A 15,480-nucleotide genomic window follows, 5' to 3' on the forward strand; every position below is an offset into this window, starting at 1 on the left:
CGGTCGAAAAACCCAAACGGGGGCGAAGCGTAGAGAAACGGGGGTGAAGCAGAAATCAGACGGGGGTGAAACGGGAGTGTATAGACATTAATCGTTTTTACTTATTACCCATAAGATCAGGGCTTTCTCATAAAAATGACAGAGTGCTCGTAACCCCCAAATAACACGGGTACTTTTAGGATTTATTATAGCCAAAACTTAGATTTTGTAATTCATCTAGCTATTTTAATGACAAGCAACCAATTTAGGTTCAATATTAAAGTGTTGATTTACAGTGATTTAATTTTTATGAGAAAAACCCTGCCCATAAGACAAAGTACTGAATTTGAAATAATTGGAAAGAAATATTGCAAGAATGTAATAATTTGGGTTATTTATTGTAAATACTACAGAGATAACAGAATTTCTTTGTAAGATTGCTCTGTTATAAAAAACCCTAAAAATGAAGAGACTATTACTGAGCTTAATCTTAACGCTTGTGTGGAACGTTGGAGTTGCACAAAGAAATCAAGTGGATAGTCTTCTAAAACAACTTAGCGTTGAAAAAGTAGATACGAATAGGATTGCGATGTATGCTGAAATAGGGTATTATTATATGGATAATAATGCTGGAAAAGCAATTGAATATTTCAAAAATGCCTTAGCACTGTCAGAAACACATAATAAGAAATATTTGGTTGCGGATTACAATTATACGATTGGATATTGTTATTTGATAAAAGGGGATTATAACAAATCTTTAGAATATTTATTAAAAGCCGCAAGGTTGTATGAAGACCATAAAAGTGTTTCAGAACTTGCAAATACTTTTATGCAAATTGCAAATGTGTATGGTCAGTTTAATGATTTTAAAAGAGTAAATGAATATCAAGATAAAGCTCAAGAGTTGGTAGAAAGGCTTAAAGATTCTGAACAATTGGCTGATTTGTTAGATTCAAGAGGTATATTAAATGATAGAATGGGGCAATATGCTAAAGCGTTGGAGTTTCATCAAAAAGCGTATAAAATTGCCATAAGTTTAAAAGATGAAGATAGAGCTACTTCAATTCTTTCTAATATCGGACTCAACTATAAACATCAAAATAAGACAAAGGAAGCTCTTGATTGTTTTTATCGCGTCAAAAATTATTTTGAAAAAAATAAACCAAATCCAATAACGCTGGCTTCTCTATACAATAACATTGCAGCCACTTATGCTCAAAACGGAAGTTATTCATTGGCTAAAGCATCTTTTGATAAAAGTATTTCTATCTCGGCAGAAGCAGGTATCCCATATATTGTGATGGAAAATTATCATAACCTGTCGGATATGTACGGTAAAATGAAAGATTTTGAACCTCAAATAGATTATTTAAATAAATATTACACAATTAAGGATAGCCTTTTTACGGCCGATTCCAAAAACCAACTTACTCAATTGGAGGCTGATTATCAGGTAGAACAAAAAAATATTGAAATAATTAAACAAGCAGGAGAAGTAGTAAAACAGAAAAGCCAACGAAATATTTTTGTCATTATCTCTATCTCGGCGGCTCTTCTGCTTTCGGCAATGGTTATATTTTATTTCCGTATAAACAAAGCGAATCTATTGTTGAATGAAAAAAATAGCCTGATAAATACGCAAAAAAATGAATTAGAGATGGCACTTCATAACCTTTACCTGACCCAAGAAGAATTGATACGACAGGAAAAGTTTGCTTCGGTGGGGCAATTGACCAAAGGTATTGTCGATCGAATTTTAAATCCTCTTAATTATATAAATAATTTTTCAGAATCTTCGATTTTACTAACTCATGAACTTAAAGGGATTTTTGAAAAAGAAATAACTAGTGTTGAAGAAGAAATAAAAACAGACTCTATTGATTTGTTAAATTTAATTGAAAATAGTATGGTTAAAATCAATGATCATGGCAAAAGTACTGCTAGAATTGTAAAAGATATGCAGAATTTACTTAAAGAAAAATCAAGTGAGTACGTAAAAATAAATTTGAACGACACAGTAATAAAATGTGTGAATGAGGTTTGTCAAAAATTCAAAAATGCAAATCAACAATTTGAAGTTGAATTAATATTTGATTTGAAAAGCCAAGAAATTTTTACGGAAGTTTTACCTTCAGAATTCTCTCAAGCCATTTCAAATATTGTTGATAACTCACTTTATATACTTGATGAAAAATATAAAACTGTAAAGGGTTTTGTGCCAGAAATTAGAATATCAACAGAGCTGAATGAAAGTGAACTTTTTTTTAAAATAAGGGATAATGGTAAAGGGATTCCACCAAGGGATTTGGAGAGACTTTTTAATCCATTTTTTACCACAAAACCAACCTCTGCTGGGACAGGTTTAGGATTGTTTATGAGTAAAGATATTATTGAAATTCACAAAGGGAAAATAAACATCACTTCTAAAGAAGGGGAGTTTACAGAAGTCGTCATTGTCTTGCCAATTGTGAACGAAAAAGTATAATAAACTTAAATTATAGCCCTGGTTTCATTCTGTAATTCTAGGCGCTCAGGCCCCGAATACACATTAAAACGCCCATCTCGGGCAAAACCGATGAGGGTTTGGCCGAAACGCTCGGCGGTTTCGATGGCCAAGCTAGAAGGCGCACCTACTGCCACCACCACAGGGATATTTAGCGCCAATGCCTTATGTAATAGCTCAAAACAAGCGCGCCCGCTCAGCACTAAAATATGTTGATTGAAAGGAAGTGATTGATTTATCAAGGCTTTCCCTGCTATTTTATCCACGGCATTGTGCCGCCCAACGTCTTCGGCCGAAAGCATAAGATTACCTTCCCAATCAAATAGTCCAGCGGCATGAATGCCGCCCGTTTCGTCAAAAAGTGATTGATATTCAGTGAGTTTTTGGGGCAACGACGCAATCAATTCGGTTGACAAAGACGGAAGATTCTCCGCCCATTGCAGATTCTCGTAGGTGTATCCCAAGGAATCTAGTGATGATTTTCCGCAAACCCCGCAGCTGGAAGTAGCGTAAAAATTGCGTTGAAGTTTTTCCAACTCAGGCCGCACGTCGGGTTTAAAGTGAACGGTGACGGTATTTTCGAGTCCAATCGTTACTTTGTCTAACTGATTTTCCAGCAACATTCCTTCTGTAAACATAAAACCCACCGCCAACGCTTGGTCATCGCCTGGGGTGCGCATGGTAATCGAAAGCGGACGTTCGCCCCATTTATCATTGGAATCCCGAAATCGGATGCGAATTTCCACAGGCTCTTCCACCACAACGGTGTCGGCCACATAATGGGTGCCTGCGCGATTTGACCGCCATATCATTACGTCTTTGGTGCTCATAGGTGTGGGATTACATTTACATTTTTACATTTTGTGGTTTATGATTTTTCTGTTTTGCGGTTTATCACTTTGCCGTTTTGCAGGTTTTTATCACTTTGCCATTTTGCAGTTTACAATTTTTCTGTTTTGCGGTTCATCATTTGAGCTTTTAAGGATGCGCCGCAACCCAGACTTCTCCGTCCTCAAAAAACTCTTTTTTCCAGATGGGAACGGTCTCCTTGAGGGTATCTATTGCAAACTGACAAGCTTCAAAAGCGGCGTTTCGGTGGGCGCAGGCAACGGCAATAACAACTGGGATTTCGCCGATGTCTAATACGCCCACGCGGTGGTGAATGGAAATCTTTAACACTGGCCAACGACGAACGGCTTCTTCCGCAATTTTTGTCATTTCTTTGACCGCCATCGGGGCATAAGCTTCAAATTCTAAACGCAATACACGCTTGCCTTTGGTGTGATTGCGTACCGTACCCACAAACGTTACAATTCCGCCTGCTTCGTCGGACAAAACATAATCAAAACAAGTTTGGGTTGACAACGTTGTATCTAACAATTGAATATCAATCATAAGGGGGTAAAAAATAGATGATGGCCAAAAATAGTGACTTCATCCTAAAAAAATGCCGTTTCCCACAAATCTACTTCCATGGTACACTTTTTAGGTCGGTATTTTGTTACAAACTGAAACCCATTCTCACAGATATTATGAATCGACTTCCAGCCATCCTTATCACCATTGGCATTTTCTTTTTGTTGGATTATTACGTTTTCCAAGCCGTCAGAACCCTCACCCGCGACAGTTCTGCTGACACACGCCGCCTCATTCACGGCATTTATTGGGCCATTCCTGCCGTCAGTTTAGTGGTTTGGGTTGTGACCCAATTTTTGGTGCCGCCCGATTCCCTCAGTCGTATGACGCGTCAATTCATCTGGACCGCTTTATTGATTCCCTATTTTGCCAAATTCTTCGCCCTGTTTATTCTTTTGATTGACGATGTCATTCGGTTTGGAAAATGGGTGACGAGCTTCTTTACCAACGGTTCCCCCAATGTCCAATCGCCTACGTCGGCCCCTCAAGCCGATGCGATTCCTCGTTCGGAATTTTTGATGAAAACGGCCCTGGCCGTTGCGGGCACAACAATGGCAGGGTTTACCTATGGCATTATTTCGGGAGCGCATGATTACCGCATTCGTCGGGTACGCATTCCCGTCAAAAACCTTCCTAAGGCGTTTGAAGGTATCAAAATAGGTCAGCTTTCGGATATTCACTCGGGCAGTTTTTTCAATAAAACGGCCGTAAAAGGGGGTGTTGAAATGCTCATGGCCGAGAAACCCGATTTGTTTTTTTTCACTGGCGATTTGGTCAACAATACCGCCGATGAAGTGAAGGATTACATTGATATTTTCAAAAAAATCAAAGCACCCTTGGGGACATTTTCGGTCTTGGGAAACCACGATTATGGTGATTATTACCAATGGACAAGCGCCGAAGCCAAGCACCGAAACCTACAGGATTTGAAGGAAGCTCACCGCCTGATGGGCTGGGATTTGCTTTTGGACGAGCACCGGGCCATCAAAGTTGGCAATGAGCAAATCGGCCTTTTGGGTATTCAAAACTGGGGTATGGGTGGTTTTGCCAAATATGGTAACCTCAAAAATGCCTACGAAAATACCGAAGATTTTCCCGTAAAATTATTACTTTCACATGACCCAAGCCATTGGAACGGACAGGTAACACCGACGTATAAAGACATTGACGTGGCCTTTGCGGGGCACACCCATGGGATGCAGTTTGGCGTCGAAATCGGTGGTTTTCAGTGGAGCCCGGTGCAATATCGTTATAAGCAATGGGGCGGGTTGTACACCGAAGGCGACCAGCATTTGTACGTAAATCGCGGGTTTGGATACATTGGTTATCCTGGGCGGGTGGGTATTCTACCCGAAATTACGGTCGTAGAGTTAGTGAAAGCCTAAAAAGTACCGCATGAATATCATCAATAACGTTGAACGTCATCGTTTTGAAGCAGAAGTTGACGGAGAAATGGCCTTTGTGGAATATCAATGGAAACAAGGAACGATTTACATTCTTCATACCTTCGTTCCGCACGCATTGCGTGGCAGGGGATTGGCGGCTCAATTGGCCGTGTTTGTCCTTGATACCATTAGAAAAGAACAATGGCCTGTAAAAATCTATTGCCCTTTTTTTAAAAAATATATTGAGGAACATCCTGAATACCAAGATTTAACGCATCCTTAAAATATACGCAACATGCAAGCCTACGATACACTTTCTGAGACCATGGAAGCCCTTCGTCAAGAAGGCTATGTAGAAGATTTCAACCTGAAAGAAGATTGTCTGGAATGCCGTAAAGGGCAATTTAAAGTGTTTACCGACGAGTTTAAAATTGATGAATTTTTTCGATTCGAAGGCCCAACCGATCCTGCAGATGAGGCGGTTTTGTACGCCATCTCGTCCGAAAATCACCAAATTAAAGGGCTTTTGGTGAGTGGTTATGGCATGTATACCGAAGGTGTTACCAACGATTTATTGGCAAAACTTCAGTTTGATAAATAATTCTTTTAAGTTTTTTACGTGAATAACCCTCCTTTTTTGCAAGAACTCACCGCGCTTCTAGGCGAGCGACTCAGTGTCAATGCGGACGTTCGTGAAGCGCACGGCGCAGGATACAGCTACCATGAATGTATGCCACCAGATGTCGTGGTGTTTCCCAACACCACCGAAGAGGTATCTGGTATTGTGTCTATCTGTGCTAAGTATGGCGTTCCGATTGTTCCGTTTGGTGCGGGAACTTCTATTGAGGGCCACGTATTGGCGTTGAGAGGCGGTATTTGCATCGACCTGCGGGGAATGAACCAAGTACTGGAAGTCAATAAAGATGATATGTACGTACTCGTGCAGGCGGGTGTAAGGCGCAATCAACTGGATGAGTTGCTCGAAGGCACGGGATTCTTTTTTCCCATTGGGCCGGGGGTAAACGCGACCTTGGGCGGAATGGCAAGCACGCGGGCGTCGGGCACGAATGCCGTTCGCTACGGAACCATGAAAGATAACGTATTGGCGCTAACGGCCGTGCTTCCCGATGGCAAAATCATCAAAACGGGCAGTAAAGCAAAAAAATCGTCGGCGGGCTACGATTTGACGCGTCTTTTGGTCGGAGCTGAGGGTACGTTGGGCGTCATTACGGAGCTTATTTTAAAACTGCACAGCGAGCCTGAAACCATCTACGCGGCGGTTTGTGCATTCCCGACGGTTGAAGCGGCGGTAGCCACGGCCATCAAAACGATCCAGAAAGGTGTGCCCATTGCCAAAATTGAACTGTTGGATGCCGCCATGATGCGGGCCATTAATCGGTATTCATCGCTTGATTATGAGGAGGTTCCGACGCTGTTTCTGGAGTTTCACGGCGCGGTGGCGGAAGTAGAAGGCCAAATCCAAAAAGTAGAAGAATATGCCCATTCTTTTGGAGCCGCGGACTTTGTGTGGGAAAAAGACGAAGCCCGACGCAAGCGATTGTGGCGCGCCCGAACCGACGCGGCACCCTCTGCCATGGCGTTGCGGCCCGGCGCAAAACTGATGTCGACAGACGTATGCGTGCCCATTTCTCAACTCGCAAAGTGCATCGTAGATACCCAGCACGACATTGAAAAAACGGGCATCATGGCCCCCATTCTTGGGCACGTGGGCGATGGTAATTTTCACCTCACGATTCTTATAAATCCCGATGATAAAGAGGAGTTTGAGCGGGCCAAAGCCCTGAATGAACGCTTGGTACGTCGGGCGTTGGCGATGGGCGGCACTTGCACGGGGGAGCATGGTATCGGCGTGGGAAAATTACAATACATGGCCCTTGAACACGGCGACTCACTCGATATGATGCGGGCCATCAAGCATGCCATCGACCCCCAAAATCTGATGAATCCGGGGAAACTGTTGCCGGAGCAATAACGTTGGTTTTGAGAATCGCCACGACATCTGCCTAACATTATTGCTCATGCGGTGTTTGAGAAACCGCAGACACGCGTGAAGCAGGTTTCTTAAAACCTGCTTGGAGGTTGCTCACAACCTCGTTTTCTGAAAAGTCAAAAAAAACGTTTAGAATTCCCTCATTTTGATAAAAAAGGGTGGCCTCAAAATTCTGAGACCACCCTTTTTGTGGATTCAATACTTTGAAATTACACCAACTTTGCGTCTAAGGTGATGGGCACCGCCGCTAACGCCTGTGAAATAGGACAGTTGGCTTTGGCAACGCCCGCCAATTCAAGGAATTTTTCTTCTGATATGCCCGGAACGGTTCCTTCTACGGCAAGTTTGATGGCCGATACCCGAAAACCAGCATCGCCTTTTTCCATTTCAACGGTGGCTTTGGTCGCCAATTGGGTAGGAGGGAAGCCCGCACCCGTCAATTGAAAGCTGAGGGCCATTGAAAAGCAACCCGCGTGGGCAGCACCGATGAGTTCTTCGGGGTTGGTGCCTGCTTTGCCGTCTTCGCTTACAAAGCGGGCCGCAAATGAATAAGGAGTTTCGTTCAGAACGCCACTTGTTGAACTAAGGGTTCCGCTGCCTTCCAGTCCGGTACCTTTCCAAACGGCATTAGAAATTCTTTTGATTGCTGCCATGGTTTTGATGAGAATAGTGAATATTGGGTTGTTTAAAAAAATGTTGACCAAATTGGTAACCGCAATTCTACAAAATTATTTCCCTTTTGTCATTAAAAATCAAACCTTCGATGCCAAAAAATGTAATAGTGCCTTGTTTGAAGCAAAAATCGCCTCAGACGGGTTGCTCTTTGGGGGCTGAGGTCGCGGTCTTCTTGGCCAATTTGTTTACCCGATAAACCATATAAATGCAAGAAAGAGAAACGACTGATACCACAATTCCTAACACATCGTAGTTTTGCAGTGGACTGAAATTGTCTTTTTGGACCACAATCAAACCCGCCACAAACGAGGCGATTCCACCCGCAATTTGTTGCAGCGAGGAGTTGATGCTCATAAACGCTCCCCGGTCTTGCATCTTTGGTATGGCGCTGGTGAGCGTGGTGGCGGGCACCATCCGGCTCATGATTCCCATCATCATCAATACGTTGAAAATAATAATCACCCACAACGGAACCACGGGTAGATTGGTATAAATCAGCACCATCACGACCATCCAAACGGAAGCAAACGCGAAGAGTTTAAATTTGCTGAATTTATCGCTCAGTCGCCCAATCATGGGCATAACAATGAGCGAACTGATGCCCGAAACCATAAAAATAATGGGTAATTGCTGTTGGCTGACTTCCAAGTTGTTGACGGCATACGCGCTTCCGAAGGGCATCATCATAAAACCGCCGATGGAAAGCAGCGCCGTGGCTAAAAACGCCGTTTGATAATGCCTTTGGGTAATGGTGTGAACTAAGTGGGCAAGTGCCTTACGCTCGGTTTTGAGTTCGAGGTGCTGGGTAATGGGCTTCAACACCTGCATGATAATGAGGGCCAAAACTATACTGAACCCGACAATCAACAAAAATGGCGATTGCCAGCCCCAAAGCGTGGCTAGATAGAGGCTGATGGGAATGCCCAATACTTGACTGGCCCCAAAACCCATCTGGACGAATCCCATCACCCGACCGCGCTGTTCGAGCGAAAATATGTCGGTAATGATGGCCATGCTGATGGAGCCGATAACCCCCCCAAAAATACCCGTGAAAATGCGCGCTGCTACGAGGGCTTCGTAGGTGGGTGCCAAACCGCAAAAAAGCGTACCGATGATAAAGCCGATGTAAAAAAATAAAAGCAGTCGTTTGCGGTCAAATTTATCGGCAAAGCCTGCCGTTAGCAGTCCCGAAATACCTGCGCTGAAGGCATAACTTGAGACGACCAAACCAAACTGTGAAGGAGTGATGACCAACGATTTCATGAGCAAATCGCCCAAGGGCGACATGACCATAAAATCAAGAACAATCGTAAATTGGGTTATGGCTAACAGGGCAATCACCGATTTTTGATAGGAGGTGAATGGGGTAACGTTTGCTTGCTTCATGGGTGTTTTTATAAAAAAGCGAGTAATATTTAACGGCTGTTATAAATAAATGAAAAGGGTATAAAAGGAAGGGCGATTAATCCCTCAACTCAACACATTCAAATCCAGCTTGCTGCGCCAATTCAATGATTTTCCGTGGGGAAACGCCGTCGGCTTCTACACGAAGCACACAATCACAATCTTCGCAATCGACCGTCCAGCGGTTTATCTGTTCCAAGGTAGCCATAAAAGGTGCTAAAGTTGCCCGGTCTTGCGGGGTTTTGACGGTTGTTTTGAAGACTAGAATTTGAAGGAGTTGTTGCATGAATCAGCGTTTTTGTACATTCAAAAACTTTTTTGATAACACCAAAACGTTTCCGTTTTTTGGGAAAAAAGGCATTAATTTTTGGTTAAATTTTTAGGGCTTCAACGCTTTAAGCACCAATTCAAAAGTCTGGTTCATGGTCTCTTCAGAAAATTCAAAACGTTTACCCCCCAAACTGTGGCCTTCATTGTGAAATTGAATCAAATTATAAAGCGGCGCGTAAGCAACTGACCAAAACACTTCGATGGGCATGGGGCTAAGTTCTCCCCGTTGCACCGAATTATGGACAAACTGTCCCATCGCCGTTTTGAATTCGCCCATAAAACTTCCCATCACTTTATCTCTGAAAGAAGAACTTCGCATTTGTTGATAAAATTCAGTTTCCAGTCGATTTTCAATGGCGTACTTTGCGCGGTTGCGCCACTGAATACGAAGCCCCTCGGCAAAGGGCAGTGTGGGATCAAAATTTTGCAAAATTGTCGCGCTAAATTTTTTGCCGATTTCAATTCCTATTTGGGTAATCAGGTCTTCTTTGTCTTTGTAATAAATGTAAAGCGTAGCTGGGGAAACCGCCGCCGCTTTTGCGAGTTTTTGCATACTAAACCCTTCAAGGCCTTGATTTACAATTAATTCTAAGGCTTTTTGGCGAACAAGCTGCTCTTTATTTTCGTCCCGTGTTCTCATTTAAACACAAATATAAATGAACGTTTGTTTATTTATGCTTGCTATGAATGATTTTTTTGAATTTTTGTCTGTTCCCTAATTAAAAATTCTCCCCGCTTGTTGGATTCAATAAAACGCAACGGGCGGGGAGGAGTGAAAAAAAAATACCTAAAAATTAAGCCAATGCAGCCTCGGCGGCTTCGGCTCCCGTGGCTACGGCGCCTTCCATAAATCCCTGCCAATCAGCGACGTGCTCACCTGCAAAATGGATATTGATGAATTTGGCGGCCAATATTGGTCGGATACTAAACCACTGACCTTTGCCATACACGGCATAACTTCCTTTGGAATAGCGGTCGCTGCCCCAATAATAATTGACTTCTTTGCGAAAATAATCTTCGGCGCGGGCCAGCGGGCGGAGGCTTTCCAACACCATTTGTTTGCGCAGGTGGTCGTCATTCCAGCCAAAAACATCGGCTTTTTCGCCGATGCTGTACGAAATAAGCGCCCCTGATTTGGCGGGTTGGTTTTTGGTGGCGTGGTAAAAATAGTGAGCGGAGGTGTCGGTGATGAGGTCAAAATCTTCTCGTCCCCAAAAACGCTCGCTAAACAGCACCGCATGTTTGTTGATTCGGGCGTACTGCAAAGCGTTGATGGCGTTGATTTTTTCTTTGGGCAACGCGGGCGTAAATTTGATTTTTGCCAACGAAAAGGTCGGAATTGTGCAGATAAGTCGGTCGCCTTCAAAGGTTTCGCCGTTGGTACAGGTGACTTTCACTTTACCGTTTTTTTGTTCGATGGCTTCTACATGGTAGCCGAGTTTTACCTTATCGCTGCCGATGTGTTCTGTGATTTTGCGGGCCAAGGTGCCGTTTCCGCCTTTCATTTTGAAGTCCATTTCATTTTTTTTGCTCGACTCGGCGTATTCCGATAAGGCCGAAAACCCCGAAACGTGGCGGATACTTTCGCCAAAATCGGTGCTGTCGAGCAGCTCGCGAAGAAACAAATCGTTTTCGGGAATGCCATTATTGACCAAAAAACGCCACCAATCCATGTTGTCAAGTTCACGTTGTTGGGCGTCAGAAAGGTTCTTGAAGTTTTTCAAAATTTCCTCAAAACGTTTTTTCCATTCTTCGCTGTACTCCCATTGGTCGCTGGGTTGGTAACTGCCACGAAAGAGCAAATCGGTTTCAAATTGATTATTAAATAGTTCAATATCAAAGCGTTTGCAGAGTTTTTGTACTTCCTCATGTGAGCGCCCCACCCATTCGGCACCGAGTTCTACGCGGAGGTTATTGGCGTCGTCGAGCACGTGCGTAAATACCCGTCCACCCACGCGGTTGCGGGATTCGAGTACCACAAAATCCATGTTGGCATCGTGGAGCTTTAAGGCCGCCGAAAGCCCCGAAAATCCTGCTCCCAAGACAATGATGCGGGTGGGTTTGGTACGAATGGCTTGGGTAAGTGAAGGGTTGGCAACAAGGGTAGCGGTGCTGGCCGTGGCACCTAAGCTGAGGAATGTTCTACGTTTCATAAAGGGTTGACCGTTAGACGGATTGAATAATCTAAAGCCAAAGCTAACAACTTTTTACGGCTCTTACTTTATGAAGCGGAGGGCTTTTATTTAATGGTCAATCGGTTAGAGGGAAAGTGATAAATTCGATTTTTTTGCCGCTATTTGTGGGCAGTATAAACGATATAATTCACAAAGTGAAAGTATTAAACTCTCACTTTGTGAATGGTGACTTTCTCGGCTAAAAATGCGCTTTGAAGACGTTGGTGGTCTTTAAAATTGAACACCTGCCCCTCCCGCCTGACGGTTTCTATCTTGTCAAAATCAAGGGTTTCAACCAGCCAGCCCACCTTTTGGGGCGTCATGGTTTGGAGGATTCCTTCTTCGGGAAAGTTTTGGTCGGGGGTGCAATAATACGCGGCGTAGCCGAAGTTAATGTCGACGGCAGGTGACCAAGGAGCATTGTCAACGGTTTGAGAAACAACCGTATAGGCTTGGTTTTCCAACGCCCGGGCCCGAGCGCCCACGTGTACCCGGGTGGCGCCGCGAAGAGTTTCGGTGCAGCTCGGTGCGAGAATCAAAGAAGCGCCCGCCGCGCACAGAAGGTGGGAGCCTAGTCCAAATTCAACATCATAACAAACCTGAATGCCGAAACTTCCCCAATCTGCTTCAAACAGCGTCAGGATTTTGGGCGCAGTTTGGATGCCCCATTCTTCGTCTTCGAAGCGCGTCATAAAAAACTTGTCTTGGTAGCCCGCTAATCCGTCGGGCGAGAAGACAAATACGCGGTTGTGGGGGCGGTTTTCTTCGACTACGGGCAGGCTCGGGGCCACAATTATCACTTGGTACTTTCGGGCTAAGGCCGCAAAAACAGCGCAAAAATCTGCCTTCAGTGAATCTAATTCCAACACTTGCCGACGAATATCGACCCGAATTTCAGGACCGAAAATGCTCACCAACTCCATAGAACCGTATTCTGGAAAGAGCAACAATTGCGCTTTTTTTGCTACAGCCTCTGCTACCCATCGCTCCGTGTGTTTTTGCCAATCCTCAAATGTTTTATGTTCCGTAATGGGATATTGCGCAGCGGCAACGGTTAGGTTCTTCATAGAAAAACAATCAAGGTTGAGGATTTAACGGACGGCACCAGTAAATCATTTTCTTGGGTGTTGACTGCGTTTGACCCATGTCGGGCCACTCAAAGGTGCTTTGCAAAGCAGGCTCTTTTTGATAGCCGCGTTTGGTCCAAAAAACGTCGTTGGGTCGGTAGCTCTGCGGTTTTGAGGGGTGGTCTTCTGCGCGCTCTACCGCACAAAAACAGGTCATTTTATAAGTGCCAAAGCTACGGGCGTGGGCTTCGCGCTCGTCAAAGAAGCGATGCCCCAAGCCCAGTCCACGGTAGGCGGGTAAGAGGATACTTTCGCCAAAATAAAAGATGGTATTGATGTCAAAACCCGCTTTTTCAAAAGGCAACCGAACGTCGGCAGTTTCGTCAGTCAAGGGAATGCAGGTGGTAGCTCCTACCATTTTCGTTCCATCATAAACCGCAAACAGAAAGGAGCGAGGTGCTTTGGTATAAATCTGCAAATATTCCTTTTCGTAGTCGAGTGTGCCTTCGTACAAATAAGGATAATCGTGAAAAACGGCAATGCGCAGCTTACCTAAGTCCTCAATCACAGAAGCAATTTCAGGGCCACGTTTGGCTATAAATGTAAGATTTTGGGACATTTTTGGGTTAAAAAACCGTTCTGAATAATCTTTGCGTCAAAGCAACTTAGCGTGAATCCCTTCCTTACGAAACCAATTTTATCCAAATCGTGAGGTTATAGTAGGTCGTTACGCGGGTGATTTTTCCTTCTTTTATTTCCAAAAATGCCGCCGCAGGCAACACGTAAGATTGTCCGTGGGCCACGGGAAAGCCTTCGTCGCCTTTTTTGTAAATTCCGTTTACCACAAACTCCACCGCCACGCGTGTATTGTTGGGCTCACTGAAGAAAACCATGTCGGTCAGGGTTTCTTCGTAGGCGTCGTCCATGCCTTGCAAAAACTCCGTAAATTTCTCAATGCCGATACGTGGCTCGTCGGCCTGATTGGGTTCATGGCGCACGTTAGGGGCCAATAAATCCAACATTCCTTGCCAATTTTTACGGTTAAAACTGTCGTAATACTGTTTTGCGATATCGAGTGAAGTCATGTGTAAAAGTAAGTTGTTGAAAAGAAAGGTAACTTGTTTTGGGGCGGTGTCAGTTCCGTTTGTGCGGAAATTTGCCAAAAAATGGCCATTTACCTCTCATCACTCATTTTACTAAAGACATTCCCGAATCCGTATTCGTTTTATTATCTAAACTGTTTGGGCTTTAACTTTTGGGCGGCAAGTTCGGCAATTTCGGTGATTCTATTTTGGCGGGTTTCGGGTCGTTTGGCAAGTACAAGCCATTGTAAGATGCTTTTTCTGACTGATTTGCTCAAACTCAAAAAAAACTCCTCCGCCACGGGTTTCATTTTGAGTTCGTCGGTCAAATCTTGGGGTATCGTGAGTTCTTCCACCTCATCCAAAATATTCCAAGAACCGTTTAGTTTTGCGGTTTCAATACTCTCAAAACCTGCCTGCGTCATGAGTCCTGCCTCTGTCAACCGCAGCACCTTTTCCTTGTTTATTTTTGACCAAACACTTTTGGGTTTTCGTTTGCAGAAAAACTGCATAAACTTCTCATCATCAATGGGTTTTGAAGTGCTGTCTATCCAGCCAAAACAAAGTGCTTGGTCGACGGCTTCGCTCCAAGTGATGCTTGGCATGCCAGATTTTTTTTTATGATAAACAAGCCAAATCGACTGTTTTGAACGATGATTTTCTTGCAACCATTGTCGCCAATCTTGGATGTTTGTGGGGCAAAAAGTCTCTATTTCTTTTGTTTGCATTGATTCGTCTTAAATTCATAGCGTTTATAAATCAAGTCAATAATCGCCAGTGTATTTTGTATAAAGTTTATTCCATCCTAACACTGTTCCCACCACAAAAAATAGATTTATCACCATTTGGAATACGGGTGCGGGAATACTTGTCGGTCGGGTGATGCACTGCGCGTTCATTTTCTTGGTAAAGTAACACATTTTGGGAATGTTAATCTGGCCTTTTTTATTGTAATCTTCATCCAAAGTCAGCCCACCAAAGCATTGGAAAAATTTGAAATTGTCGAGCCCAGGGCGGTATTCTACGATGCAGTTCATCACTTCGGGTTTGTTGTTGAAAGCGATGTGTCGCTTGCCTTTTGAGACGGTAATCGAGTCGCCGGTCTTGACAATATGTTCCTGTCCGTCAATCAGAATGCGCATTTCGCCGCTTTTGACGTGAAATATTTCGGCCTGATTGATATGAATGTGTTCAAACGGAACATAACCCTCGGGCTGAACTACCCAGTCAATCGTAAATGCTTCTTTGGAAAATGAAATGCAGCGGAATGTTTCGCCTGCAATGGGATTTGTAAATCCAGCGTATAAGTCAGTTGCCATTTGTCTACTAAAGCCGAAGATATTTTGTAACTATCTGATTATAGGATATTTGGATGTCAATCCATCGAATCATTATTTCAATATATTCAGTGCATAAGCGTATAAAATTATCATTTGCGTTTTTGAGACCTC

At 43.7% G+C, this 15,480-nt stretch carries 17 protein-coding genes; 5 read left to right on the plus strand and 12 right to left on the minus strand.

The genetic code is table 11. The features are described from left to right. Positions 1–442: 442 nt before the first annotated feature. Positions 443–2,467, plus strand: a complete 2,025-nt coding sequence (locus DVG78_RS03040) for a tetratricopeptide repeat protein (RefSeq protein WP_114459566.1) — start codon at positions 443–445, stop codon at positions 2,465–2,467. Positions 2,468–2,472: 5 nt separating this feature from the next. Here DVG78_RS03040 and fdhD read toward each other — a convergent pair whose 3' ends face one another. After that, positions 2,473–3,315, minus strand: coding sequence for a formate dehydrogenase accessory sulfurtransferase FdhD (gene fdhD, locus DVG78_RS03045; protein ID WP_114459567.1), 843 nt, complete (start codon positions 3,313–3,315; stop codon positions 2,473–2,475). 148 nt (positions 3,316–3,463) lie between these two features. Next, complete coding sequence (locus DVG78_RS03050; RefSeq protein ID WP_114459568.1) at positions 3,464–3,880, minus strand: molybdenum cofactor biosynthesis protein MoaE; 417 nt, start codon at positions 3,878–3,880, stop codon at positions 3,464–3,466. 137 nt (positions 3,881–4,017) lie between these two features. On the opposite strand from DVG78_RS03050, the gene DVG78_RS03055 reads away from it, so the two are divergent. From DVG78_RS03055 to DVG78_RS03070, 4 genes are read left to right on the plus strand one after another with little or no spacing between them, the layout of a single operon-like run. Beyond that, a complete protein-coding gene (locus tag DVG78_RS03055; protein WP_114459569.1) occupies positions 4,018–5,286 on the plus strand; it encodes a metallophosphoesterase in 1,269 nt (422 codons plus the stop codon). Positions 5,287–5,296: 10 nt separating this feature from the next. Further along, positions 5,297–5,569: a GNAT family N-acetyltransferase gene (locus DVG78_RS03060; protein WP_114459570.1), complete on the plus strand. Its 273-nt coding sequence runs from the start codon at positions 5,297–5,299 to the stop codon at positions 5,567–5,569. Positions 5,570–5,581: 12 nt separating this feature from the next. Continuing rightward, positions 5,582–5,887, plus strand: coding sequence for a phosphoribosylpyrophosphate synthetase (locus tag DVG78_RS03065; protein ID WP_114459571.1), 306 nt, complete (start codon positions 5,582–5,584; stop codon positions 5,885–5,887). A 36-nt stretch (positions 5,888–5,923) separates the two neighbouring features. Further along, positions 5,924–7,279 (plus strand): FAD-binding oxidoreductase, encoded by a 1,356-nt coding sequence (locus DVG78_RS03070; protein WP_229598114.1) that lies wholly within the window; start codon positions 5,924–5,926, stop codon positions 7,277–7,279. Between the two features lie 227 nt (positions 7,280–7,506). Here the strand turns inward: DVG78_RS03070 and DVG78_RS03080 are convergent, their stop codons facing one another. From DVG78_RS03080 to DVG78_RS03130, 10 genes are all read right to left on the minus strand, one after another. Next, entirely contained in the window at positions 7,507–7,950 is a 444-nt protein-coding gene (locus DVG78_RS03080; protein WP_114459574.1) for an OsmC family protein, read from the minus strand. A 154-nt stretch (positions 7,951–8,104) separates the two neighbouring features. After that, positions 8,105–9,358, minus strand: coding sequence for an MFS transporter (locus DVG78_RS03090; protein ID WP_114459576.1), 1,254 nt, complete (start codon positions 9,356–9,358; stop codon positions 8,105–8,107). A gap of 76 nt (positions 9,359–9,434) precedes the next feature. After that, positions 9,435–9,662 (minus strand): hypothetical protein, encoded by a 228-nt coding sequence (locus DVG78_RS03095; protein WP_114459577.1) that lies wholly within the window; start codon positions 9,660–9,662, stop codon positions 9,435–9,437. Positions 9,663–9,755: 93 nt separating this feature from the next. Next, positions 9,756–10,346, minus strand: a complete 591-nt coding sequence (locus DVG78_RS03100; protein ID WP_114459578.1) for a TetR/AcrR family transcriptional regulator — start codon at positions 10,344–10,346, stop codon at positions 9,756–9,758. A gap of 154 nt (positions 10,347–10,500) precedes the next feature. Continuing rightward, on the minus strand, positions 10,501–11,859 hold the full coding sequence (locus tag DVG78_RS03105; protein ID WP_114459579.1) for a flavin monoamine oxidase family protein: 1,359 nt from the start codon (positions 11,857–11,859) through the stop codon (positions 10,501–10,503). Between the two features lie 185 nt (positions 11,860–12,044). Next, entirely contained in the window at positions 12,045–12,947 is a 903-nt protein-coding gene (locus DVG78_RS03110) for a carbon-nitrogen hydrolase family protein (RefSeq protein WP_114459580.1), read from the minus strand. Positions 12,948–12,957: 10 nt separating this feature from the next. Further along, positions 12,958–13,566 carry a GNAT family N-acetyltransferase gene (locus tag DVG78_RS03115; RefSeq protein ID WP_114459581.1) on the minus strand — a complete coding sequence of 203 codons (609 nt, stop codon included), beginning with the start codon at positions 13,564–13,566 and terminating at the stop codon, positions 12,958–12,960. A 64-nt stretch (positions 13,567–13,630) separates the two neighbouring features. After that, complete coding sequence (locus DVG78_RS03120) at positions 13,631–14,032, minus strand: nuclear transport factor 2 family protein (RefSeq protein ID WP_114459582.1); 402 nt, start codon at positions 14,030–14,032, stop codon at positions 13,631–13,633. 143 nt (positions 14,033–14,175) lie between these two features. Continuing rightward, complete coding sequence (locus tag DVG78_RS03125; protein ID WP_114459583.1) at positions 14,176–14,757, minus strand: YdeI/OmpD-associated family protein; 582 nt, start codon at positions 14,755–14,757, stop codon at positions 14,176–14,178. Positions 14,758–14,793: 36 nt separating this feature from the next. Continuing rightward, a complete protein-coding gene (locus tag DVG78_RS03130; protein WP_114459584.1) occupies positions 14,794–15,348 on the minus strand; it encodes a cupin domain-containing protein in 555 nt (184 codons plus the stop codon). Between the last annotated feature and the right edge of the window lie 132 nt (positions 15,349–15,480).

Origin of the sequence: Runella aurantiaca (assembly GCF_003339505.1) — a bacterium.
Taxonomy (GTDB): Bacteria; Bacteroidota; Bacteroidia; order Cytophagales; family Spirosomataceae; genus Runella; species Runella aurantiaca.